22 protein-coding genes are annotated in these 23,892 nt (G+C 62.5%); 7 read left to right on the top strand and 15 right to left on the bottom strand.

The features are described 5' to 3' along the window. Window positions 1-30: 30 nt before the first annotated feature. The 4 genes from KIP88_RS29450 (at window position 31) to KIP88_RS29435 (ending at window position 4,578) form a co-directional block, all read left to right on the top strand. Window positions 31-831, top strand: a complete 801-nt coding sequence (locus KIP88_RS29450) for an ABC transporter permease (RefSeq protein WP_214491613.1) — start codon at window positions 31-33, stop codon at window positions 829-831. Between the two features lie 9 nt (window positions 832-840). Next, window positions 841-2,268, top strand: coding sequence for a gamma-aminobutyraldehyde dehydrogenase (locus KIP88_RS29445; RefSeq protein WP_214491612.1), 1,428 nt, complete (start codon window positions 841-843; stop codon window positions 2,266-2,268). Window positions 2,269-2,452: 184 nt separating this feature from the next. Continuing rightward, window positions 2,453-3,040: a TRAP transporter small permease subunit gene (locus KIP88_RS29440; protein ID WP_214491611.1), complete on the top strand. Its 588-nt coding sequence runs from the start codon at window positions 2,453-2,455 to the stop codon at window positions 3,038-3,040. Between the two features lie 2 nt (window positions 3,041-3,042). Then, window positions 3,043-4,578 (top strand): TRAP transporter large permease subunit, encoded by a 1,536-nt coding sequence (locus KIP88_RS29435; protein ID WP_214491610.1) that lies wholly within the window; start codon window positions 3,043-3,045, stop codon window positions 4,576-4,578. A gap of 154 nt (window positions 4,579-4,732) precedes the next feature. Here the strand turns inward: KIP88_RS29435 and KIP88_RS29430 are convergent, their stop codons facing one another. The 4 genes from KIP88_RS29430 to KIP88_RS29415 all read right to left on the bottom strand — a co-directional run bounded on the left by KIP88_RS29430 (window position 4,733) and on the right by KIP88_RS29415 (window position 7,769). Continuing rightward, window positions 4,733-5,848 (bottom strand): TRAP transporter substrate-binding protein, encoded by a 1,116-nt coding sequence (locus KIP88_RS29430; RefSeq protein WP_214491609.1) that lies wholly within the window; start codon window positions 5,846-5,848, stop codon window positions 4,733-4,735. A 550-nt stretch (window positions 5,849-6,398) separates the two neighbouring features. After that, window positions 6,399-6,791: a putative quinol monooxygenase gene (locus KIP88_RS29425; RefSeq protein ID WP_214491608.1), complete on the bottom strand. Its 393-nt coding sequence runs from the start codon at window positions 6,789-6,791 to the stop codon at window positions 6,399-6,401. Between the two features lie 74 nt (window positions 6,792-6,865). Next, window positions 6,866-7,351, bottom strand: a complete 486-nt coding sequence (locus tag KIP88_RS29420) for a cyclophilin-like fold protein (protein WP_249791105.1) — start codon at window positions 7,349-7,351, stop codon at window positions 6,866-6,868. Between the two features lie 19 nt (window positions 7,352-7,370). Beyond that, entirely contained in the window at window positions 7,371-7,769 is a 399-nt protein-coding gene (locus tag KIP88_RS29415; RefSeq protein WP_214491731.1) for a cupin domain-containing protein, read from the bottom strand. 281 nt (window positions 7,770-8,050) lie between these two features. Here KIP88_RS29415 and KIP88_RS29410 point away from each other — a divergent pair, with 281 nt between their 5' ends. Beyond that, entirely contained in the window at window positions 8,051-8,944 is an 894-nt protein-coding gene (locus tag KIP88_RS29410) for a LysR family transcriptional regulator (protein ID WP_214491607.1), read from the top strand. Between the two features lie 44 nt (window positions 8,945-8,988). On the opposite strand, the gene KIP88_RS29405 is transcribed toward KIP88_RS29410, so the two are convergent. The 7 genes from KIP88_RS29405 to KIP88_RS29375 all read right to left on the bottom strand — a co-directional run bounded on the left by KIP88_RS29405 (window position 8,989) and on the right by KIP88_RS29375 (window position 17,419). Continuing rightward, entirely contained in the window at window positions 8,989-9,693 is a 705-nt protein-coding gene (locus KIP88_RS29405) for a dihydrofolate reductase family protein (protein WP_214491606.1), read from the bottom strand. A 95-nt stretch (window positions 9,694-9,788) separates the two neighbouring features. Further along, window positions 9,789-10,550, bottom strand: a complete 762-nt coding sequence (locus KIP88_RS29400) for an SDR family oxidoreductase (RefSeq protein WP_214491605.1) — start codon at window positions 10,548-10,550, stop codon at window positions 9,789-9,791. Window positions 10,551-10,665: 115 nt separating this feature from the next. Beyond that, window positions 10,666-11,427 carry a carboxymuconolactone decarboxylase family protein gene (locus KIP88_RS29395; RefSeq protein WP_214491604.1) on the bottom strand — a complete coding sequence of 254 codons (762 nt, stop codon included), beginning with the start codon at window positions 11,425-11,427 and terminating at the stop codon, window positions 10,666-10,668. 1,159 nt (window positions 11,428-12,586) lie between these two features. After that, entirely contained in the window at window positions 12,587-14,491 is a 1,905-nt protein-coding gene (locus KIP88_RS29390) for a PAS domain S-box protein (protein ID WP_214491603.1), read from the bottom strand. A gap of 207 nt (window positions 14,492-14,698) precedes the next feature. Beyond that, window positions 14,699-15,757 (bottom strand): extracellular solute-binding protein, encoded by a 1,059-nt coding sequence (locus KIP88_RS29385; protein WP_214491602.1) that lies wholly within the window; start codon window positions 15,755-15,757, stop codon window positions 14,699-14,701. 39 nt (window positions 15,758-15,796) lie between these two features. Then, complete coding sequence (locus tag KIP88_RS29380) at window positions 15,797-16,567, bottom strand: gamma-glutamyl-gamma-aminobutyrate hydrolase family protein (protein ID WP_214491601.1); 771 nt, start codon at window positions 16,565-16,567, stop codon at window positions 15,797-15,799. 123 nt (window positions 16,568-16,690) lie between these two features. Further along, the gene (locus KIP88_RS29375) at window positions 16,691-17,419 is read right to left on the bottom strand and encodes a hypothetical protein (RefSeq protein WP_249791104.1); all 729 of its coding nucleotides are present in this window, start codon (window positions 17,417-17,419) and stop codon (window positions 16,691-16,693) included. Between the two features lie 117 nt (window positions 17,420-17,536). Here KIP88_RS29375 and KIP88_RS29370 point away from each other — a divergent pair, with 117 nt between their 5' ends. Then, window positions 17,537-18,661 carry an AI-2E family transporter gene (locus KIP88_RS29370; protein ID WP_214491600.1) on the top strand — a complete coding sequence of 375 codons (1,125 nt, stop codon included), beginning with the start codon at window positions 17,537-17,539 and terminating at the stop codon, window positions 18,659-18,661. 4 nt (window positions 18,662-18,665) lie between these two features. Here the strand turns inward: KIP88_RS29370 and KIP88_RS29365 are convergent, their stop codons facing one another. After that, the gene (locus tag KIP88_RS29365) at window positions 18,666-18,968 is read right to left on the bottom strand and encodes an antibiotic biosynthesis monooxygenase (RefSeq protein ID WP_214491599.1); all 303 of its coding nucleotides are present in this window, start codon (window positions 18,966-18,968) and stop codon (window positions 18,666-18,668) included. Between the two features lie 207 nt (window positions 18,969-19,175). On the opposite strand from KIP88_RS29365, the gene KIP88_RS29360 reads away from it, so the two are divergent. Next, window positions 19,176-21,329: a carboxypeptidase-like regulatory domain-containing protein gene (locus KIP88_RS29360; RefSeq protein WP_214491598.1), complete on the top strand. Its 2,154-nt coding sequence runs from the start codon at window positions 19,176-19,178 to the stop codon at window positions 21,327-21,329. A gap of 3 nt (window positions 21,330-21,332) precedes the next feature. Here KIP88_RS29360 and KIP88_RS29355 read toward each other — a convergent pair whose 3' ends face one another. From KIP88_RS29355 to KIP88_RS29345, 3 genes are all read right to left on the bottom strand, one after another. Then, window positions 21,333-21,572: a hypothetical protein gene (locus KIP88_RS29355; RefSeq protein WP_214491597.1), complete on the bottom strand. Its 240-nt coding sequence runs from the start codon at window positions 21,570-21,572 to the stop codon at window positions 21,333-21,335. 156 nt (window positions 21,573-21,728) lie between these two features. Further along, entirely contained in the window at window positions 21,729-22,700 is a 972-nt protein-coding gene (locus KIP88_RS29350) for a tripartite tricarboxylate transporter substrate binding protein (RefSeq protein ID WP_214491596.1), read from the bottom strand. Between the two features lie 54 nt (window positions 22,701-22,754). Then, complete coding sequence (locus KIP88_RS29345) at window positions 22,755-23,885, bottom strand: iron-containing alcohol dehydrogenase (protein WP_214491595.1); 1,131 nt, start codon at window positions 23,883-23,885, stop codon at window positions 22,755-22,757. Between the last annotated feature and the right edge of the window lie 7 nt (window positions 23,886-23,892).

Here is a 23,892-nt window from a genome sequence, read left to right as displayed (position 1 = left end):
GAGGCATCCCGGAAACCCGAGGGCCGCCCCATGACCCGCGCGTCGCTCTCCCTCAAGCTCGCCGCGCTCGCGGGGCTCGCCTTCCTGCACATCCCGCTGCTGTTTATCGTGCTCTATGCCTTCACGACGGAGGAGCGCAGCTACGCCTTTCCACCGCCGGGTTACACATTGAAGTGGTTCGTCGTGGTGTGGGAGCGTACTGATATCTGGGCCGCGGTCGGCCTGTCGCTGCGCGTCGCTACGCTGGCCACCCTCATCGCCCTGGTGCTTGGCACGCTGGCGGCGGGCGGGCTGGCGCGGGCGAAGTTCTTTGGCCGCGAGCCGATCTCGCTGCTGTTTGTGCTGCCCATCGCCCTGCCCGGCATCGTCACCGGTATCGCGCTGCGGCAGGCGTTCGGTTTGATGGAGATCCCCTTCTCCTTCTGGACCATCGTGCTCGGCCACGCCACCTTCTGCATCGTCGTGGTCTACAACAACGCCGTCGCGCGGCTCCGCCGGCTCTCGCCCTCGTTAATCGAGGCCTCGATGGACCTCGGCGCAGATGCCTTCCAGACCTTCCGCCTCGTCGTGCTGCCCAATGTCGGCACCGCGCTGCTCGCCGGCGGCATGCTCGCCTTCGCACTGTCGTTCGACGAGGTAATCGTCACCACCTTCACCGCCGGCCAGCAATCCACGCTGCCGATCTGGATGCTGTCGGAGCTCATTCGCCCGAGGCAGCGTCCCGTCACCAATGTCGTCGCCGTGCTCGTCATCGCCGTGACCTTCCTGCCGATCCTTGCCGCCTATTATCTGACGCGCGAGGGCGAGGCGGTGGCCGGCAGCGGCAAATAGGAGGCTCTCATGGATACACAGATGCTCATCGGTTCGAAATTCGAGACCGGCACCGAGACGCCTGAGACGGTGCTGAACCCGAAGACCGAGGAAACGCTGCTCGAACTCCCGGAGGCCTCGCCGGACCAGATCGACGCCGCAGTAAACGCCGCCGAGACGGCGTTCAAGACCTGGTCGCGCACCACGCCGATGGAGCGCTCCTACCTCTTGCTCAAGCTTGCTGATCGCATCGGACAGGAGGCGGAAAGCTTCGCCACGCTGGAAGCGCTGAACTGCGGCAAGCCGCGCCACGCCGTGCTGCGCGACGAGATCCCCGGCATCGTCGACTGCTTCCGCTTCTTCGCCGGCGCGGTGCGCACCCAGCATGGCATGGTGGCGGGCGAATACATGGCCGGCCACACCTCGATGATCCGCCGCGATCCGGTCGGCGTCGTCGCTTCCATCGCACCGTGGAACTATCCGCTGATGATGGCGGCGTGGAAGCTCGCCCCGGCGCTGGCCGGCGGCAATACCGTCGTCATCAAGCCGTCCGAGCAGACGCCCCTGACCATGCTGAAGCTGGCGCAGCTGATCGCCGACATCTTCCCGGAGGGCGTGGTGAACGTCGTTGTCGGAAGGGGCGAAAGTGTCGGCAGCACGCTGATCAACCACCCCAAGGTCGCGATGATCTCCCTCACCGGCGACATCGCCACCGGCAAGAAGGTGCTTACCGCTGCCGCCAAGACGGTGAAGCGCACCCATCTGGAACTTGGCGGCAAGGCGCCGGTGATCGTGTTCGACGATGCCGACATCGCAGGCGTAGTCGAGGGTGTGAAGGTCTTCGGCTATTACAATGCCGGCCAAGACTGCACCGCCGCCTGCCGCATCTATGCCGGCGACAAAGTCTACGAGAGGCTGGTGGCGGACCTTGCTTCGGCCGCTTCAGACCTTAAGTTCAATCAGCCGGACGACGACGAGAACGACATCGGTCCGCTGATCTCAGCCCGCCAGCGCGCCCGCGTCGCCTCCTTCGTCGAGCGGGCTAACGAATTGAACCACGTCGAGATCGCCGCGGGCGGCAAGGTCTCCGCCGGCAAGGGCTTCTTCTACGAGCCGACGGTAGTAGCGGGCGCGTTGCAGTCCGACGAGATCGTCCGGCGCGAGGTGTTCGGCCCCGTGGTCTCGGTGACGCGCTTCTCCGATGTCGAGGACGCCGTGAACTGGGCCAATGACAGCGACTACGGACTGGCGTCCTCGGTGTGGACCAAGGATGTGTCGAAGGGCCTCGCCACCGCTTCCCGCCTGCAATATGGCTGCACCTGGGTGAACTGCCATTTCATGCTGGTCAGCGAGATGCCGCACGGTGGGCTGAAGCAGTCCGGCTACGGCAAGGATCTCAGTGCCTACGCGTTGGAGGACTACACCGTAGTGCGCCACGTGATGGTGAAGAACGGATAAGGGTGATCTCGCTTTAAAAAGCGGATTAGGGGCGACTGCGACGGCTATCCAGCCGCTGGCGCCGAGATCGCCGCTAAAGTAACATTCCATCGGACGGCGCTCGACGGCGACTGAGCGGTCGCACTGGATGGTGCGGCCAGTTTTTCACGGGGTTCACGATCGGGCTGCGTCTGGGGGTCAACTGATGGCCACTGTAATGACCAGTGTCTCGTCGTCGCCAAGGCCGACGCCACCCCGGGGCTATTTGGCCGTTATCCGCACCATCGACAAGTTCACGGAGTGGACCGGCCACCTCTTCGTGCTCTTCATCATTCCCCTGGTGTTCGCCAACGTTTTCGAGGTTTTCGCCCGCTACTTCTTCAGAAGCCCTACCGTCTGGGCGCTCGACGTAACGACCATGTCGTATGCGGCGCTCTTCATGCTGGGATCGGCGCTGGCGCTTCTCAAGGGCGCTCACGTGCGCACCGACATGCTGTGGGACGGGTTCTCGGACCGGACCAAAGGCATGATCGACAGCCTTGCCTTCATCCTGTTCTTCCTGCCGACGATGGCCGTGCTGTTCTACATCTCGATCGATGATTTCCTTTACTCGATCTCGATCGACGAGCGCTCAAGCTCCGGAGCCTGGACGCCGATATTGTGGCCGCTGCGCGGGGTTATCCCGCTCACCGCCTTCATGCTGTCCCTGCAGGGCATCTCGGAGCTCATGAAGAGCCTGTGGGCGTGGCGCACCGGCGAGTTCCTGACCAGGCACGAGAGGATCGAGGTCTGAACATGAGCTATTCCGAGCTCCTGGGCCTCATCATGCTCGTCTGCATGGTCGCCGTCATCTTCATCGGATTCCCGATCTCCTTCACGCTGCTGTTTCTCGCCATCATCTTCGGCGGTTTGGGATTGGGCTGGGAGCAGACCTTCAACCTGAGCTACCTGCAGATCTGGGGCACGATGAAGGACGAGATCTTTCCGGCCGTGCCGCTGTTCATCTTCATGGGCTACATGACCGAACAGGCCGGACTTATGGAACGCCTGTTCGGGGCCATGCGCAGCCTGCTGGCGCCGGTGCGCGGCTCGCTCTATCTGGCGGTGATCCTGACGGCGACCATCTTCGCCATGGCGACCGGCATCGTCGGCGCGGCCGTCACGGTGCTCGGCATCATGGCCGCGCCGATGATGATCAAGACCGGCTACGACGCCCGGCTCTCCTCGGGCGCCATCGCTGCCGGCGGCACGCTCGGAATTCTCATTCCACCCAGCGTCATGCTGGTGGTGATGGGCCCGGTCATGGGCGTTCCCGTCAACCTGCTCTATTCGGCGGCGTTCGGCCCCGGCTTTCTGCTCGCCGGCTGCTACATCGCCTACACGCTGACCCGAAGCTTCCTCAATCCCAAGCTCGGTCCGGCCATGACGATGGAGGAGCGCGAAGCCGCCTACAAGGAGATGACCACCGAGAGGGTAGGAATGCCGGTACTGATCCTGGCGCTTCTCTGCCTCGTGGCGATTGTCTATCTGCTCATCTATCTGCTGCTCGGCGTTACCCGCGCCCCGTCTCTCGCGGTGACGATCGGCGGGATCAGCGTGTCGGTTGCGGCGCTGGTGCCGGCGCTGCTGGCGGCGTGGGCCTACGTCCGCAACGCCTATTTCCGAGCTGTCGTGCTGGGGATCGCACCGCTGAGCGCGCTGATCGGCTTTACGCTTGGCACCATTGTCGGCGGCCTGGCGACGCCGACCGAGGCCGCCTCCTGCGGAGCCTTCGGCGCCGCCATCCTGGCACTCGTGTATCGCCGGCTCAGCGTTCAGTCGCTCACGAATGCGGGCATCGGCACGATGGTGACCTCCGCTATGGTGCTGTTCCTGGCAGTGGCCTCAACCGTGTTCGGCGCCGTCTTCACCAAGCTCGGCTCGGCCAGTCTGATCACCAACTACCTGCTCGCCGTTCCGCTGGGCGACTGGTGGAAGCTCGCTCTCATCATGGCGATCTTCTTCGTGCTCGGATGGCCGTTCGAATGGCCCGTGATCATCCTGGTGTTCCTGCCGATCGCCCTGCCGGTGGTGGAAAAGCTCCAGTTGGGCCTCGGCAAGCTCGACCTGCTGATCTGGTTCGGCACGCTCACCGCCGTCAACATGCAGACCGCTTATCTCAGTCCGCCCGTGGCCATGTCGGCCTACTATCTGCGCAACGTCGTGCCGAACTGGAGTCTCTCCACGATCTACAAGGGCATGGCCGACTACATGGTGATCCAGGTCTTCGTCCTCATCCTGCTGCTGGTGTGGCCGCAAATCGCTCTGTGGCTGCCGCATGCGGTGAGATAGCTAGCGCATGATCCGGAAAAGTGTGTAGCGGTTTTCCGAAAAGATCATGCGCAAACAAAAAGGGAAGGCGGGATGACGATTCGAAGAAAAGTCATCACGCCTTAGAAGGGCGGCGCTGCCGCCGCCCCTCGATTTGGTAGTACTCCCCCTGCTGCTACTTGCCTTCCTTTGGCGGCCAGTAGTAGTCCGCCTGAAAAGCGTAGGGCGGGAACATGAAGCGCTTGGCCGGCACCACCTTGGCGGCATAGGCCCTCTGAGAGTCGTAGACCTTCTTGAAGAACGGATTCTTGGCCGACTCGGCGGCAGCGAATTCATCCCAGGTCTTGAGGAAGGCCTGGTTGATCTCGACCGGCGTGGTCAGCAGCTTCACGCTGTGCTTCTCCGCGAATTCGGCAATCGCGTCCGCGTTCTGCCGCTGATAACTCGCCCACCAGCGGAGAAACGTTTCCGAAAGCGCCGACTTGATGGCCTCCCTGTTCTGGTCCGGCAGGCTGTCCCAAACGTCCTTGTTGAAGGCCATCTCGGCCACGGATGCGCTCTCGTGCATGCCGGGCGTGTAGTGGAACTTCCACACGGTGTGCAGCCCGAGCCGCTGATCCTCGATGCCGCCGACCCACTCAGCACAGTCGATGGTACCGCGCTCAGCCGCCGGCAGGATCTCACCGCCCGGCATGTTGACGACGGCCATACCCATCTTGGAATAGAGTTCGGCAACGATGCCCGTCTGTCGGCACTTCATGCCGCGGAAGTCGTTGAGGTCCTTGATCGGACGCTTGAACCAGCCGAGCGCCTGCGGGCTCGGCGGCATGCTGGGGAACGCGACCAGGTTGAGCTTGAGCTCCTTCTGGTAGAACTCGTTCCACAGATCGAGGCCCCCGCCCTCGTATACCCAGCCGATGAAGTCGACAGGATCCATGCCGGCAATACCGGCAGGCGTGTTGGCGAACAGGGTCGCAGCCTTGTTCTTGCCGAACCACCAGTAGGAGATGCCCCAGGCGCCATCGATAACCTTCTTGTGCGCTGCGTCGAGAATCTCGAACGGCGGGACGATTGCACCGCCCGGCAGCGCCTCGATCTTGAGCTGGCCCGCTGTCAACTTGTCCACCCGGTCAGCGAAGAACTTCAAGGCATCCTGCGCCGTGGAGGACGGGGGCACTGCCGATTGGACCTTGAGTGTTCGAGCCTGCTGGGCATGGGCCGTGCCGGCGAGCGCCAATGTGGCAGTGACTGCCGCGACCAGTGCCGTCCTCGTAAGCAAACTGATTTTCATTGTCGACCTCCTCTCTAGCGTTGAGTGTCTACCTCCCTCTAACAGTGTGCAGGCGAGCCAACGGGGCGCCGCCGGCGAGCAATCCTACCGCGGATGAGGTGCCTTCAGCCAGCACGACCTTCCGGAGCGTGCTTACTCGCCAATTAGACGAATTTCGGAGGACGTTCGAAATGTCTGCCGCGCGACAGGACGGGTTTGGGTCATGCGCACCATTCTGACTGTACGCCGGTCACTTCCGGTGTCTTGGCTGCAGTGAATGCGCTGCAACAGATCCAATGATCACGACATCAACTCAACGGCAATGAGCGTTCAGCTTCTGCCGAGCCTGTCGATCACCTTCTCCTGTCCAGATGGATCCAGAGCCCCGCAAGGCATGTTGCGGCACGTAACTCGAGTATCTTTGACCCTTGCTCCCGCGCGACCTGAAGCGCCGCATCAAGATAGCTCTCGGCCCTGGCTTGGGTTACCTCTCGCCTGTAGCCAAGACGGGGCGCCCTTCGTTTTACCTCGTTGTCAAGTCATGCGACGGCGTTCGAGACGTAGCGCTCTCTCACTTCGCCTGCGCCCCAAGTATGATCGGCGTCGCCTGAACAAGCTTGAGCGATTTGACCATTTTCTCTGTAGCGGCCTTGTATTTCTTGAAATGAGCCGCTTCCAGATGCGCCTTGTAGGCATCCATATCCCGGTACACTTCAAAAACCCTGATATGGGCGGGGTTATCCTTTTCAGAAACGGCGTATAAGACCAAAACGCCCGGCTCGACGCGAATTGCAGTTTCAATTTGCTCTTTAACCGCAGCTTTGTAGTCTTCCAGTTGCGCAGGATCGATCTCGATTTCCGCCATCTGCACGTATTGTCCTTGCCTTTCCTCGGCAACGGTGGGCCCGGACAGTGATGACGCCAGCATCGAGGCGCCGAGTATCAGAAGCTGCCTAGCGTTCATGTTGGTTTCCTAACGGCCAGATGGCGGACCCTGTCGGCCTCAGCGATCTTGTGCAGTCATCATCCTGGATGCTTCTACTGGACAAGCTCGATCGTCACTTTCGCGGATCCGGTTACGTTCAGTGCTTCGATGCCGGAATCGATCTTTCCCAGTTTGACGAGACCGCTCGAGTAACGAAAATCTCTGTAAAATATGGCTAGGTTGCCCCAAGGCGAATAATAGGAAATGTCTCCGATGGAAGGATCGCTGCCAGCAGGCGCGCCTTCAGTCGACAATCTTCTCGGCAGGTTGCTGATCTTTTCGGTTGCTGCGTAGTCTTCCAAAGTCAAACTTATTGGCAGCAGCGATACAAAATCCCTGGATGTCGCGTTGTCCACCAGAGTGGCCGTGATGACCTTGTCCTGGATTTTTATGCTTATTTTCATCGGACCTGTCTGTTGAGCGGATGCTTGCTGCGACGTCGCGCGAGCCGACGGGCCGCCTCCTTCAGCGTGAACACTCGAAACGATGCTGCTCAGCAGCGTTCCGAGGATTAGCGTAACGAGCGTCGATCCAGTCATTGGGGCATCTCGGCCGGATTTAAGTTCGCCGGTATTGTTCGTCGCCGACCTTTTCCATCCAATCAACGTTCTTGCCGTTCAACGATTCCTGAATAGCGATGTGCGTCATCGCGGTCGTCGGCGTTGAGCCGTGCCAGTGCTTCAGGCCGGGCGGAAACCAGACCACATCGCCGGGCCGAACTTCCTCGATCGGCCCGCCCTCGCGCTGCACCCAGCCGAGGCCCGACGTGATGATCAATGTCTGGCCCAGCGGATGCGTATGCCAGGCGGTGCGGGCGCCCGGCTCGAATGTGACGCTGCCACCGCCGACACGTCCGGGATCGGGCGCCTGGAACAGCGGGTCGATGCGGACCACGCCGGAGAAGTATTCGCTCGATCCCGCCCGGGACGACTGCGAACCGTTTCGTTTGATCTCCATTGTCCCATTCCCTCGTTGTATCGCGACGCGCGCCGTATCCGCAGCGGCCGGTCCGGCTGCTGCGAGCGCGGCGCCACCCGTGACGGCAAGCACGCGTCTGCGTGTGAACATGAGGTCTCCCGGACGGTTGCTGTACGCATAAAGGGCCACGGCGGAACGCCGTTGGCTGCGGTCCACGCGCTGTTCCGCGCATTGGACGCTGACATCACCGACTATTTAGCGCATGGCCCCGTCGCGACTAGCCGGTATAATCCGCAAAGACCTATAAGCTGGTGCAATAAATGCAGCTCGGACACCTGGATGACCTGGCCGCCCTCATCGCCGTCGGGCGGGAACGAAGTTTCACGAAGGCGGCAGCGAAGCTGGGCGTCTCGCAATCGGCACTGAGTCAGACCATCCGCCAGCTCGAAGCGCGTCTCGGCGTTCGGCTCCTGACCCGCACCACGCGCAGCGTCTCGCCCACAGAAGCGGGCGAGCGCCTGATGCGGACCGTCGGACCGCGTTTCGAGGAAATCGAGACGGAACTGGCGGCCTTGCGCGAACTTCGCGAAAAGCCCGCCGGCACCGTTCGCATCACGGCGACCGAATATGCGACGAACGCCATCCTCATGCCGAAACTTGGCAAGCTGCTCCGCGACTATCCGGACATCAAGATCGAGATCATTACCGACTACGGCCTGACCGACATCGTCACGGAGCGCTATGACGCGGGCGTGCGAAGCGGTGAGCAGGTAGCGAAGGACATGATCGCGGTCCGCATAGGCCCCGATATGCGGATGGCCGTGGTGGGCGCGCCCTCCTACTTCAAGACCCGGCCGGAACCGAAGAAGCCGCAGGACCTGACGGGGCACAACTGCATCAATTTGCGCCTGCCGATGCACGGCAACGTGTATGCTTGGGAATTCGAGAAAGGTAACCGCGAATTGCGCGTGCGCGTCGATGGCCAGTTGACCTTCAACGCCGCGACGCAACTGCTGAACGCCGCGCTGTCCGGATGCGGCCTGGCCTACGTTCCCGAAGGCATGGTGCAAACACATATCGACAAAGGTCGTCTCAAGCGCGTGCTCGCGGACTGGTGCCAGCCATATTCAGGTTACCACCTTTTCTATCCGAGCCGCCGCCAAGCTTCGGCAGCGTTTGCACTTGTGGTGGATGCGCTTCGCTACCGGCGCTGACAGACGAGATGTGTGCTGCTGTCTACGGTCGATCCATGCGGGAGCTACCCCTGCCGACCCTCGTTCTGGATCCGGTACCGCAGCAGCATCGCACCGCCTTCCAGGGTCCGGCTGCTCTCCAGCGTCATCGCTGTGACGGGCGCGCGCTGGTCGGCCTCGGTCTCCGTGGAATCAAAGACGCTCGGGGCCCCCTTCGCACCGTCCAGGGCCGGACAGAGGATCAGGTCGAGTTCGTCGACAAGCCCCGCGCGCAGAAAGGCGCCGTTGGTCCCGCCGCCCCCCTCCAGCAGCAGGCGCTTCACGCCGAGTTCGCGATTGAGGATGTCCAGCGTGAGGTTGAGGTCGAGCTCCGACTTTCCGCCGAAGATGTAGGACACGCCTTCGCTGCGCAGGCCCGCCAGGTGCGCATCCGCTACCGTTTCGGAAAGTACGACCACAATTGGATCGCCGCCGATGTCCGAACGGCCCCAGCCGATCTTGCCGTGGGCGTCGAGCACCACTCCGTAGGCCTTTGCGTCGCGTCGCGAGAACCAGTGTTCGCGGGGAAAGCTCTCCCCCGTCGATGCCGGGTAGGGCTTACCCTTGGCGAACTCCTGACCCGTGACGCGGCCTATCAGCCAGGCGTCGCCGGCAAGGTCATCGTGCACGCGCTCGAAGAGATTTCCGGCTGCTCCCTTCGGACGCCAGCGGCTGGGAAGTATCCGACCGTCGACGCTGGAGGCCATGAGGCAGATAACATGCGGTTTCATGCGAAGCTCTCGATCGTCACTTTCAGGCCGTGGGCGTCGGCTACTTCGGCGGATGATAATCCACGCCTGGCTTGTCAGGCCATTCGGGATGGCGGTCAGTGCGCGGTAAACCCGCCGTCCACGACGAGCGCATGACCAATCACGAAGCTCGCGCCGGGGCTGCACAGCCAAAGAACAGCCGACGCGATTTCCTCGGGCCGGCCGAGCCGGCCGATCGGCTGATCCCGCATGATTTCCTTCATGGCATCCGGCTCCTTGGCCAGCATCTCCGAGACCATGGGCGTGTCGATCGTCCCAGGACACACGGCATTGATGCGGATCCCGCGTGAGGCATATTCGAGGGCGGCGCTCCTCGTTAACCCGATCACCCCGTGCTTTGTAGCATGGTACGCCGCACGCCCAGGGAGGCCGATCAAGCCGCCGATCGACGAGCAATTGACGATCGCGCCGCTGCCCTGTTCACGCATGTGACGGAGTTCATGCTTCATGCAGGTCCAGACGCCACGAAGATTGATCGCGTTCACCCGATCGAATTCTTCGCCGCTGACATCGGCGATTTCGAGCGCCGGTGATTGTACGCCGGCATTGTTGAACGCGGCGTCCAGCCGTCCGAATGTTGAGACGGCCTGCTCCACCATGCCCGCCACCTCAGGCTCATCGGCGACATTGCAGCGGATGCCAATCGCCTGATGGCCAGCAGCCATCAGATCTTCCGCGGCGGAGCGCACCGCGGCCTCATTAACGTCCGCGAGCGCGACGGCAGCGCCAGCCTCAGCGAAGGCCTTGGCCGTCGCCAGGCCCATGCCGGAGGCGGCGCCGGTAACAAGCGCAGCCTTGTTTTCGAACGACAAGTTCATGAACCTGTTCCTCTTAAAGCGTTTTCGAGCGAAGTGGGTACCGGTTCGCGTCAAGAAAACGCGTCAAAACAAGAATCTAGAGCCCGGTTCTGATTCGATCAGAACCGAAAAGGCTCTAGCGGGGGCGCTTCTCGAAAACTTCCTTTGCGACCGGCAACGCCGAGAAAACGTTCGGCCACCCAACATAAAAGGCAAGATGCGTGATGGCCTCGGCGGCCTGCGGTTGTGTCAGGCCGTTATCCATCGCCCGGCCAAGGTGATAAGGAATCTGCGCAACCTGGCCGGCAGCGATGAGCGCGCTGACCGTGACGAGGCTGCGGTCGCGCGGCGCAAGATCAGGGCGCAGCCACAAATCACGAAACAATATATCGGTCGTGTATTGCACGACGCCGGGAACCCACGCTCCGAACTGCTGCTCGACGCGGGTCGCACGCTGTGCTTCGGCCGCCTCGTCAATCGGAAGAAGCGACGGTGACGCCGCCGGAAGCTGATCGCTCCCGATATTGCGCGCGGCAAAGACGTTCTTTGCGGCCGTAACCGCCAACATCGCATTCGCCCAGCCGGAATAAAATGCGAGATGGGTTATCACCTCGGAAATCTCGCGCGGCTTCACGCCGCTATCGAGCGCGAGGTTGAAATAGAAGGGCATCTCGATGGCCTGGTTGCGCGCGATCAGGGCGGCGATCGTAACGATGCTCCGGTCTCGCGCCGACAGGCCGGGGCGCTTCCAGACATCGCCAAGAAGCGTACCTTGCGTGTACTTCTCCAGGGCCGGCGCGACCATGCGCACATCGTCCAGCATCTTCGTCCCTTCCGCTTGCGTCGCTGATGAAGTCATCAGAGTGAGTGTAGTGATCGCTGCAGCAAGAAATTTCATGTAGACCTCCTGTCGTTCACGAGCGTCCGCGCCCGGAAGCAACTCTGCTCCCTGGCTAGCGCTCTTCGCGCGAAGGAGCGTGAAAACGGCACCCTACCGCGACTGTTGCTTGATGGCCCCGGTCCGGTTCAGCGGCTGAACAATCGCCTGTTTGCTTACGTTACGGATTGTGCCGAGCGTCCGCTTGCTTATAGGCCGCGCAGCGGCATGCGATTAGACGGCAGAATGTGCATGGACTTATTACGCACGCTAATCAATTGATGCTGGCGGCTGCCACAAAACAACCCGACGAGCAATCAGCAGCGTAGCCTGGATGAGCGCAGCGACATCCGGGTTTGGTCTGAATTGGTCCTGGCTGATTTGCCTCCCGCGCAAGCACAATCTCACGTAGTGACTGCGACCAATCGGCACGACGGGCAAATCAGTCAAAACCTGTCCAGCCCCTTCCGCAAAAATATTCCGCTTAACTTGGCACGCAAATCACCGGCATAACTCCGCCCGTCTTACGGCAGATGAGGGACGCTCGCGATCGTCACGAACGTGCGGTGAGATGCGATGGACGCGAATGGCGCGATAGACGTACGCGCCGGACGCGTACGGCGAAGTCGTGTGGTTCTGGCGCCGCGGTGCTGGCGCTAAGTTTCACGAGTTATCTCGTGGAGCGACGGTGGCAAGAAAGCCGTTCACCGGGGAGAGCTCGAAGTAAGCCGTAAAGCCATTGCGCAGGGAAGGCCGGGATGCTCCCGCCGAACCTGTATGCTCGTGTGCGTGCTCTTTGTGTGCACTTGCACGCGAGACCGCGGGTGCGGCGCGCACCCGGTCTTCCCTGCGCCCTCCTCTGATTGGAGAGGGCGGGAAGTTCTTCAGCAAACCTCGGGCAGCTTATGTCGCGAGATCGCGAAGTCATATTCGGTCGTCGTCACCCGCCTTGTGCGCAATTGCGCACTGGAGCGGGTGATCCAGTATTCCAGAGACGTCAGTGATTGAACCGATAGGCCGCGGCGTACTGGATCCCCGCATACGCGGGGATGACGATGGTGTGTGCGTCGCTGTCTCCACGTCATTGCGAGCGAAGCGAAGCAATCCATTGTCACCTCGCGCAGGGAAAGATGGATTGCTTCGCTTCGCTCGCAATGACGCCAAGACCGGCCAAAATACCCTAGCCCGGCTTCGGCGGATTTTCCTTCAGGAAACGCTCGAGATCTTCCTGCACCGAATAGGGCAGCGGGATCGGGTCGCCCATGTGGTCGATCGCGCGGTCGAGGCAGAGGCGCACCATGCGGGCGAGCTCGGCCTTGCGATACGGCTTGGCCAGCAACAGCACGCCCTCGCCGAGACGCCCGCTCGAATCGAACGCGCCGAACGTGTTGCCCGAGGTGTAGAGCACCCGGAGCGGCCGGCGCAGTTCGGTGACCTTTTGCGCGAGCTGCCGGCCGTTCATGGCGCCGGGCATGACGATGTCGGTGAACAGAAGGTCAAACGCCGCACCGGAATTAACCAGCTCGAGCGCCTGGGCCGCGTTGGAAGCGGTGATGACCTTGTAGCCGAGACTTTCGAGACGGCCGGTGACATGCGCCCGCACGACATCGTCATCCTCGACGCACAGGATGGTTTCCGATCCCCCGCGCAATTCGTCATCTCCAGGCGGCGAGGCATCGCTGGCCGGAAGCACGTACGAAGGCTCGACGTCGGCCTTCGGTAGATAGATGCGGAAACAGGCGCCCTGCCCCTCCTCGCCGTCAACCACGACGCCGCCGCCGGATTGCTTTGCAAATCCGAAAACCATGCTCAGGCCAAGCCCCGTGCCGGTGCCGAACTGCTTGGTCGAAAAGAACGGCTCGAAAATCCTGTCGCGTATGGCAGGTGGAATGCCGGCGCCGCTATCGATGACCTCGACGGCGACATAGTCGCCCGCGCCGAGACCGCCCACCTCCGCGTCGTGCGCACCGCGCGTGAAATTTCCCGTCCTGAAAAGCAGCCTGCCGCCATCAGGCATGGCGTCGCGGGCGTTGATGGCGAGATTGACCAGCGCCGAAGTGAGCTGGCTGCGATCGACCAGGGCCGGCCAGGCCTGGTCGCTCAACGCCGTCTCGATTTCGATCTGCCTTCCGAGCGTCGGCGCCAGCAGCTTGACCGCCTCCTCGATCAGGGCATTGACGTCGGTCTCGAGCGGCCGCAACGGCTGCTTTCTGGCAAAGGCCAGCAGGTTCGCCGTGAGCTGGGAGGCCCGGTCGGCTGCGTCATTGATCATCTTGGCGATCGACGTCAGCGCCGGATCATGCTTGACGCCGTCGGCCAGGATTTCGATCGTGCCCGTGATCACGGTGAGCATGTTGTTGAAGTCGTGGGCGATGCCGCCGGTCAATTGCCCGACCGATTCCATTTTCTGCGCCTGGAACAATTGTTCTTCCGCAGCGCGTTTTGCGGTGATGTCCCTGACGAAGGCGTTGATGACGTGGCCGTCATGGCGGCGCAGCGCTGTGAACGAAACCTCGGCAAAGAATTCGCGACCGTCTTTTTGCAGCAGCGGCGTTTCGTAACGTCCGCCGACCGCGTCGCCTTCGGCCTCGCTCAGGAACTGATCGAGCCATTGCCGATACAATACGCGCAGCGGTTCCGGAAAGAGAAGTTCTTCCACGCTCCTGCCGACGGCCTCGGCGCGCGTCCACCCCATCAAGGCCTCGGCGTGTGGAGACCAGTTGAGGACGACACAACTTTCATCGGTCTGGACGAAGGCATCGAGCGCGTTTTCGATGATGGCTTGCGCCATTTCGCTGTCGGTCAGCGTCTGGTGGGCGAGCCCCTGCTCTTGTCCGCCGCGACCATCCACGGGGCCAGTGATGTCGGGCAGCGCGCTACGCCAAAATCGCGCAGGACCGGCCGCGACAGCCACCGCGAGCACGCCGGCGATCGCGCCGCCCAGCAGTGCCGCACTGACAATCGTCGTCAGGGCTCCGCCCGGCGCTGCTTGCGTCGCAAAATAATAGGTCACTGCGCTCACGACGCAGGACGTCACGACGACCAGCACCGCCATCGCCAGCGCGAGCCGTCTTGGTTGCGTCATGGCTTCACCAGTCTGGAGATGGTGGATGACTTAGCCGACTTCCGGGACCTGATCCCATCTTTTCCACCTCCGTAAAAGTACGGAGGACGCTTGATACAGGCCGCCTTTATGATTCGTCCCAGAAGTGCGTCGGTTGCAATACTATCCAATGATTCCTTGCAGTTGCAAATACTTCCGGCTTATTTCCAGCCTTGGAGGCGGCCGGCATCACACCCCGAAGATCTTGGCGTAGCGCGCTTTGATCTCTTCGCTTTGCGCCTGCACCTGGGCCGGATCGGCCTTGAGCAGTTTCAGGCTGGAAAGCGGGACGTGCCCGCCCTTCTCCTTGACCTCGCCGTGGAAGGAGCGGTGCGCAAAGACGTCGACCAGCATTTGCTGGGCTTCCGCGCTGAAGAAGAAACTCTGGAACAGCCTTGCAGCGTTCGGATTGGGCGCGCTGCGGAAAATACCGGAGGGCACGATGATCAGCGGCGATCCTTCCGAAGGGTAAACCACTTCCACCGGCTTGCCCTGATCCTTCAGCAGCACGAGATTGTAATCATTGCCGTCGGCCATGACCGCGCGCTCGCCGAGCAGTATCTTCTTTGGCGGATCGGCGGCCGACTGCACCTGCATGATCTTCTGCTGCGCGAGCTTTTCCAGGTACGGCCAGCCGAGATCGCGCGCCAGCAGAAAGGTTGTGGTCAGGATGGCGCCGCTATAGCCCGGATGGGCCTTGACCATCTTGCCCTGCCATTTCGGATCGAGCAGATCGGCATAGCTCTTCGGCGCGTCCTCGCGCTTGACGAGGTTGGTGTTGTAGCCGATCGCCTCGGTCCACGCGCAGGACGTCGCGTACATGCCGCCCGGATCGATCTGATCGGGTGGAAAATGCCTGGCGACGTCGGCGGGCATGTAAGGTTCGAGCCAGTCGTTCTTCTTCCATTCGAGATAATGCGCGGCGTCCGTCGAGTTGGCGACGTCGACGGCCTTGATGCCACTGCCCTGCTCCTGCGCGATGCGCTGGAAAATCCGCTCCGCGCCGGAACGCTCGACGCGTACGGTAATCCCCGGATATTTCGCTTCGAAGGTCCGCGCCAGGCGCTCGGCGGTGTTGAGTTCAAGCGCCGAATAGAACGACAGCTTGCCCTCCTTCTTCGCGGCTTCGATCAAGGCCGGCGTCACTTCCGCCGACGGCGGCGCCGCAGCCTTCGCCGGTTCGGCAAACAGGAGGCTTGCGGCCGAGATCTTGAGCAGGTCGCGTCTCGTCCATTTGCGGTCTCGCATCGCATCCTCCCTTGTGACGCGACCGTTCTTTGCGGCCGCCTAGCTGGTTCGCAGGTGCGTCTTCAGTGCTTCGCCGAACGCTTCGAACAGCTTTCGGTTGATCGGGTTGCGCTGCGGGTCGTACTCGGCGTGCCACTGGACACCGAGCGCGAAGCTCGCGGCGTCCGCGATCCGGATCGCCTCGATGGTGCCGTCTTCGGCGATGCCTTCGATGACGACGCGCTGGCCCGGTTCGAGGATGCCCTGCCCATGCAGCGAATTCACTCGGATGGTCTCGCATCCGAGCAGGTTGGCAAACGTGCCGCCGGGCGTGAGGTGGACATCGTGCCGATCGGCAAACACCACCGTCGGATCGGGATGGATCTCGCCGTTTTCCAGCCGCGGCATGCGATGATTGATGCGGCCGGGGATCTCTCGGATTTCCGGGTGCAGCGAGCCGCCGAAGGCAACGTTCATCTCCTGCAGGCCGCGGCAGATGCCGAAGATCGGCACGCCGCGGGCGACGCAGGCCTCCGTCAGCGCCAGCGCGACATCGTCGCGGTGGATGTCGTAGGGCTCGTGCCTCTCATGCGGCTCGGTCTTGAAACGGGTGGGATGAACATTGGCCCGCGCCCCGGTCAGAATCACTCCGTCGACGACGTCGAGAAGCGCGCCAATGTCCGTAATCTCGGGCGACCCCGCGAACATCAGCGGCAACGCCCCCGCCACGTCGGTAACCGCGCGCAAATTGCGCTCTCCGACCATCTGGGTCTGGAAACGATTTTCGACGCGATAGGCGTTCCCGATCACACCGACCACGGGCCGCGTCATCGCAAAAATTCCGCTGTCATCGTCCTGTGCAAGGATCTTCTGGGTTGGGCCATGATTGCAGAAGATAATGCCTGCGAGATCGTGCCGGATCAATATCCCGCCACTCTGCGCGGGGCTGCCCTGCTACTTGCGCGTGAAGGCCTCCCGGGCGTCGATACCGTCGACCCCGGGCAAGCCGGCCGCCCGGAGCGCGGTGGCCGCCGAATTGTCGGCCCCAGTCAGCCACGGCAGTTTCGCCTGGATTCCGCGTGTAACCGGCTCGCCCAGCGCGCCGCCGAAATCCAGCGGCCAGTAGCCGTTCGGCACCACTTCGGCGGTGAGCCCCTGGAGGCGGTAGCCCTTGCCGAGCACCGCTGCGGCGTCTTCTGGCGCGACCTGCTGCGCCGTGCCGGGACTGGCCGGGTCGGCAAAACTGACGAGCACCGGAATCAGCGCATCCTTCACCGGAACTATGCCGGTCAGCCGGCTCATCTCGTTGAACGACACTCGCTTGCCTTGGGCCACCGTATAGGCGCGCAGAGCGACATAGTTGATGTCATCAAGCACGACGGTCTTATCGATATGCGCCAACAGCGCGACGAGGTTTTTGCCATTGCCAAGATCGACAAACACGGCGTCGCCCAGGGTGCGGGTCTGGCCGCGCCTGGTGTAGCTGCGATCGGGATGGACGGCCATCACGCCAGAGGCCGCTTTGCGCCCCTCCGGCGTCTCGACCTCGACTGTCAGGCGATATTTGTGGGCGGGCCGGTTGATTCTGATCTGGTCGCCGATCACGAGCGCCGCCAGCAGCGCAATCGGGCCGAACCATTTGAAATTCATCTCTTCCTCGCCGGCCCGCCATATCAGCTTCATGCACCGCTTGGCATACCGGGGGCTGCAGCGTCAAACCGGCGCGCACCCGCCCGCTTGATCCCGGCCCGGTTTTGGCGAATGACTGGATGCACAATGTCTCGCGAGAAGGAATCAACGGTGACAGGTCCGGCTGACAATCGCCTTCAGGCCCGCAACGATCTGGCGTGGGCGATATCGGTCGGGGGCATCGGCGTCGTGCTGTTCGCCGCCCTGCTCGCGTTCACCTGGCACTTCGCCGCGACCCTGTTCCTGATATTTTCCGGCATCCTGCTCGGCGTCGCCCTCAACGCCATGAGCAACCTGCTCGGGCGCGTCGTGCGGCTGCCTCATGCGCTGCGGCTGACGGTGGTGTGCCTCGTGGTCGCCGGCATGCTGTCTGGCATTGTCTTCCTCGGCGGCACCACCATCGCCCAGCAGACGACGGCGCTGAGCAACACGCTCAAAACGCAGCTCGTCAACGTCAAAGGTTTTCTGGAAAGGAACGGCGTCGACACCAGCTTTTTCGACTTCGGCACCGTGTCGTCGTCGTCGGATGACGCCGTGCCGGCGGCTGCGCCGCCGACGCCCCACGCACTTCCCAGCGCCGGCACGATTGCGGCCAGCGGCGGCGCTATCTTCAGCCAGAGCCTGAAGCTAATTCTGGGCACAGCAAGCGCGGTCGGAAACTTCTTCATCGTACTGTTTCTGGGAATAGCCTTTGCCACCCAGCCCGGCGTCTACCGCGACGGACTGCTGTTCATGGCGCCGGTCAGACACCGCACGCGCGCAATCGCAATCGTCGACCGGATCGGCGAGACGCTGGAGCGCTGGCTGATCGCGCAGATCATCACCATGGTCGCGGTATTCCTGGTGACCTGGATCGGGCTGTCGATCATCGGCATCCAGAGCTCGTTCATCCTGGGCATCCAGGCAGGACTTCTCGCCTTCATCCCGACGGTCGGCGCGATCCTCGGCGGGCTGATCGTGGTGCTGGCGAGCCTCGCCTCCGGATGGGTCGCGGCCCTCTCCGCCTTCATCCTGTTTCTCGGCGTGCACGCGCTGGAAAGCTACGTGCTGACCCCGATCATCCAGCGCCAGGCGCTGGATATCCCGCCGGCCACGCTGTTTGCTTTCCAGATCCTGCTCGGCGTCGTGTTCGGCATCTGGGGGCTGGCGCTCGCGCTGCCATTGATGGCGATCGCCAAGGTGATGATCGACCATTTCAAGGCGGAACCGGTGCCTGTCGCGATCGCCGCCGGCTGATGGCTTAGCCGGCCGTGGTCAGCACCGTCTCGGTGTGCTCGACCTCGGGCGGCGCAGCAAAATACTGCCCGACCAGCGCGCGCCAAGCGGTGAAATCTTCCGAGCCGCGAAAATCCACCGTGTGGTTTTCCAGCGTCTCCCATTGCGCCATCAGCCGGTAACGCTGCGGCTTCTCGATCGATTTGTGCAGCTCAAAACCCTTGCCGCCCTTGGCACGCAGGAACAGCGGACGGGCCTTGGCGACGGCAGCCTCGAAATCCTTCTCGGTGCCGGGCTTGACGTCGATCTGTGCGATTTCGGTGATCATCGGAGTTACGCCTTCTCATGAGAATGCGCGTGTCTAACCCAGACGCAGAAAAAGCAAAAGACAGATGCGGCGCATATGCATTGTTGCGACGCACGCGCATCACGCATGACGAAATCGCGCGAGCGACATGCTCTCGCCTCAACCCTCGTTTGGTGTAGGCTCGCGCCAAACAAGAGCGACAAGCTCATGGCTACGGGGAGAGAAACGATGAATCTCGGCCGGATCCTATTCTCCTTCACCTTGGCTGCAGCGGCGGGCGTACTTGGCTTGATGGCGGGACCATCGCATGCGCAGCAGCCTTCGGCGGTCGCGATCGACAATGACGATATCGGCGGCGTGGTGCTCGGACCAAACGGGCCGGAGGCCGGCGTCTGGGTCATCGCGGAGACCAACGAGCTGCCGACAAAATTCGCCAAGATCGTCGTCACCGACGATCAGGGATGCTACGTGATCCCCGACCTGCCGCCGAAGGTGAACTACGCCATCTGGGTGCGCGGCTACGAGCTGGTGGATTCACCCAAGCTGCGGGTCAAACCCGGTCAGCAGGTCAACCTCACGGCGGTTCCGGCACCAAACGATGCGGCGGCGGCTCATTATTACTCGGCGATCTACTGGTACACGATGATGAAGATCCCGCCGGCAAAGGATTTCGGCGGCAGCACCGAGATTCCAAAGGAGATTACGCAGGACATCTGGCGCCAGCGGATGAACAATGTCGACTGCATCGGCTGCCATCAGCTTGGCCAGGAATCCACGCGCACGATCCCAGGTGCGTTCGGCGAATTCACATCGGGCGAGGAAGCCTGGATGCGCCGCGTCTCCTCGGGCCAGACCGGGGAATGGATGGTGAACCGGCTCGCAGGCCAGCTCGGCGGCGTGCCGTTCAAATATTTCGGCGACTGGACCGACCGGATCGCCAAGGGCGAACTGCCGAAATCCAAACCGCCGCGCCCAGCCGGCATCGAGCGCAATGTCGTCATCTCGTCCTGGGAATGGGCGACCGAGAAGCACTTCGTCCACGATCTGATCTCGTCAGACCGGCGCTATCCGACGGTCAACGCCTACGGGCCGCTGTTCGGAGCAAGTGAGTACTCGTCCGACAACATGCCTATTCTCGATCCGAAGACACACAAGGTAACGTTCTCAAAAATGCCCGTCGCCGATCCCAATGCGCCGGAATCGTTCGGCCCTCCGCTCCATGGCACGGCCGTCCTCAATCCGGCCAGCCCCTCGGCCTATTGGGGTGAAGAGAAGATCTGGAGCCAGCGGGCCAACAACCACAACAGCATGTTCGACAAGAAGGGCCGCGTGTGGCTGGCGGCGGCGGTGCGCGGCATCGAAAATCCGGCTTACTGCCGGAAGGGGTCGGATCATCCATCAGCCAAGGCCTTCCCGCTCGAACGCTCGGGCCGGCAAGTGACGGTGTTCGATCCCAAGACCCAAAAATATAGCTTCATCGATACCTGCTTCGGCACCCATCACCCGCAGTTCGGCTACGATGCCGACGACACGCTTTGGGTATCGGGAACCGGCCCGGTCGCCGGCTGGGTCAATACCAAGGTGTGGGACGAGACCGGCGATGCGGTCAAAGCGCAAGGCTGGGCGCCGTTCGTTCTCGACACCAATGGCAACGGCAAGGTCGACGAATACACCGAGCCGGGCAAGCCGGCAGAAACCGAAAAGGACATGCGGGTCGCGGGCTCCGGCCCTTACGCCGTCATGCCGCATCCAACCGACGGCTCGGTCTGGTACACCGTCAACGTGTTCGTCGGCCAACCCGGCTTCATGCGCTTCGATCCCAAGACCAAATTGTCGGAATTTTACGCCATTCCGAAGGAAGGCATCGGCGTTCGCGGCGGTGACATCGACAAGGACGGCGTGCTCTGGGGCTCGGGCTCGAACGGCAGCCTGATCCGCTTCGATCGCGGCAAATGCAAGAGCCCGCTGAACGGGCCGAACGCCACCGGCAAACACTGCCCGGAGGGCTTCTCCTATTTCAAATATCCGGGCCCCGGCTTCGAAGGGTTCGAGAGCTCGAGCGCCGAGGCGAGCTATTATACCTGGGTCGATCACCACAATACGGTCGGCCTCGGCGAGAACATTCCGATCTCCACCGCCAACCTCAACGACGGCTTCGTTGCGTTGAAGGACGGGCAGATGGTGATGTTGCGCATCCCCTATCCGCTCGGCTTTTTTGCCAAGGGCCTTGACGGACGCATTGACGATCCGGGCGCGGGCTGGAAAGGCCGCGGGCTGTGGAGTTCAAGCGGCGATCGCACACCCTGGTTGATGGAGGGTGGCAAGGGCTCAAAGCCGCGGGCGGTGCATATTCAGGTACGCCCCGATCCGTTGGCGAAGTGAGGATCAGCGGCTAAACAGCAGCACCGTACCGGCGACCATCAGCGCACAGCCGACGAATAGGATGGCAGGCCAGCGCATTCTGCGCTGATCATAACGCCCCTGCGCACGACGCTCCGTGATGAGCGCCATCTCGAATTCTTCCGAGGTCGAGAACTGGCAGCCAAAACCGCCGCGGGCGGATGCTGCGGCCGCTTCGAGCGACACCAGGGCAGCCTGAGGGTTTCGTCTGCGAGGTGAATCCATGGCGCAGATGATATGAATGGAATGGTAAACGGGAGGTTACCGCGCGACCTTCCCTCCGGAGATAGGTTCGAAAGTATCGAATTAATCTCCGGAGCTATCGTCCTGTTCGCACGCGATGTTTCGGAAAGCCGGCGTCTCGGCCGATCCGAAGCATCCCTACTCCAGCTTGATGTTGGCGGCTTCGATGACCTTCTTCCACCGCGCCGTCTCCGATGCAATGTAGGCAGCAAACGGCTCGGGCTCCAGCGCTACGGCAACGGCACCGAGTTCAGCCATCTTCTGCACCGTTTCCGGCTGCTGCATGAAAGCCCGGATCTCCGTCGACAGCTTTTCGACGATCGGCTTCGGCGTCGCAGCCGGGACGAGGAAGCCGTGCCAGGCGACCGCCTCGAAGCCGGGCAGATGCTCGGCAACTGCGGGAAGAGCCGGATCGAACGACGCGCGCTTGGGCGTTGCGGTCGCAATCAGCGCAAGCTTGCCGGCCTTCGCGTGCGGCAGAAGCAGCGGCACGTTGTCGAACGCAAGGTCGATCTGGCCGCTGAGGAGATCCGTCACCATCGGGCTCGAACCCTTGTAGGGCACATGCACCATCTTGGTGCCCGTCATCTGCTGGAACAACTCGCCCGCCAGATGCTGCGAGGTGCCGACGCCGGCCGAACCGAACGAGACTTTGTCCGGGTTGGCCTTCAGGTAGGCGATCAGGTCCGGCACGGTCCGCGCCGCGACCTTGTCGGGATTGACGACCAGAACGTTGGGCACGACGCTGATCTGGGCGACCGGTTGCAGATCCTTGTCAGGCTGATAGCTGAGCTTTTGACCATACAGCGACGGGTTGATCGCAAGCGCGGATGTGCTCGCGAGGCCCAGGGTTAATCCGTCCGGCGCTGATCGCGCCAGCCGCGTCACGCCGACGATGCTGCCGGCGCCGCCGACGTTCTCGACCACGAACGGCTTGCCCAGCTTCGCCTGAAGATGATTGGCCACCATTCGCGCGAAGATATCGGCGGTGCCGCCGGCGGAGAAGGGAACGATCACCGTCACCTGCCTGGAAGGATACGCATCCTCCGCCTTCGAGGGTGCCGCCGCCAGCAGCATCGCCGACGCAACAACAAGCCACATTGATTTCATCGAGGTCTCCTCCGCTTCCTGTTATTAGTTTTTTTCGCGCCGCCTGCCGGCTGGCTAGAACGCCGTTTCGTACATCTTCAAAATTTCGTCACGGCTCAAATCGCGCGGGTTGTTGTCGAGCAAGCGGCGAATGGCATGGGCCTCGTCCGCCATGACGCCGAGATCGTCCCTGGGAACACCGAGTGCGGACAACCGCATCTCGATGCCGAGGTCGGCGCAGAAGCTGTAGGTAGCATCGAACGCAGCCGCCGGAACGTTGCGCTCGGGCAGGCCGAGCGCGTGCAGCACTGCGATCGTCTTTGTCGAGGTCGCCGACATGTTGAACGCCAGCGTGTGCGGGAAGATCACCGCGCAGGCGAGGCCATGCGCCACATGGTGCCGCGTGCCGAGCGGATAAGCCACGGCATGACCGGCCGTCGTATTCACCGGGCCGAGACAATAGCCGCCGTAGAGTGACGCCAGCGAAAGGCCCGCGCGCGCTTCGCGATCGTCGCCGTCGGTCACCGCGCGCCGCAGATAGCGTCCGACCAGCCGCGCGCCTTCGATCGCGTAGAGGTCGATCGCAGGATGCGCCTTGCGGCTGGTGTAGGCCTCGACGCAATGTGCCAGCGCGTCGACACCGGTGGCCGCGGTGACATCGCGCGGCACTGATATCGTGAGGTCGGGATCGACGATCGCGATATCCGCCAGCATGAAGCGGCTCTGAACCGCAAGCTTGTTGCGGCTGGCCGGATCGGTTACGAGCGCGCGGGTTCCGGCTTCGCTGCCGGTCCCCGAGGTGGTCGGAATTTGCATTAGCGCCACGCTGCGGCCTGCAACCTTCTCGGCGCCCACGATGTCGGCGAAGGCCGTATCGCCGGTGCAGAGCACGGCCACGAGCTTGGCGAGATCCATCGCGCTGCCGCCGCCGAAACCGACGATGAGGTCGGGCGCACTATCGCGCGCCATCGCCACCGCCCTTTCGAGGTTGGGCAGATCCGGTTCGGGCTTCACGTCGCCGAATACCTTGACCGCTCCGGGCAGCGCCAGCTGATCGACACGCCGCGCGTTGAAGGGATCCGAAATCACCAGCGGCCGTCGCGCGCCGATCCGCTCCGCAAAGCGTGGAGCGGCGGCAATCGTTCCGCACCCGAACTCGAGGACGGTTGGACGAAGGATCTCGATCGGCGTGAAGGAATTGGTCATTGGGCGT

This window comes from Bradyrhizobium sp. SRL28 (assembly GCF_018596315.1).
Classification (GTDB): domain Bacteria; phylum Pseudomonadota; class Alphaproteobacteria; order Rhizobiales; family Xanthobacteraceae; genus Bradyrhizobium.
This window is presented reverse-complemented; position numbering and strand designations above follow the sequence as displayed.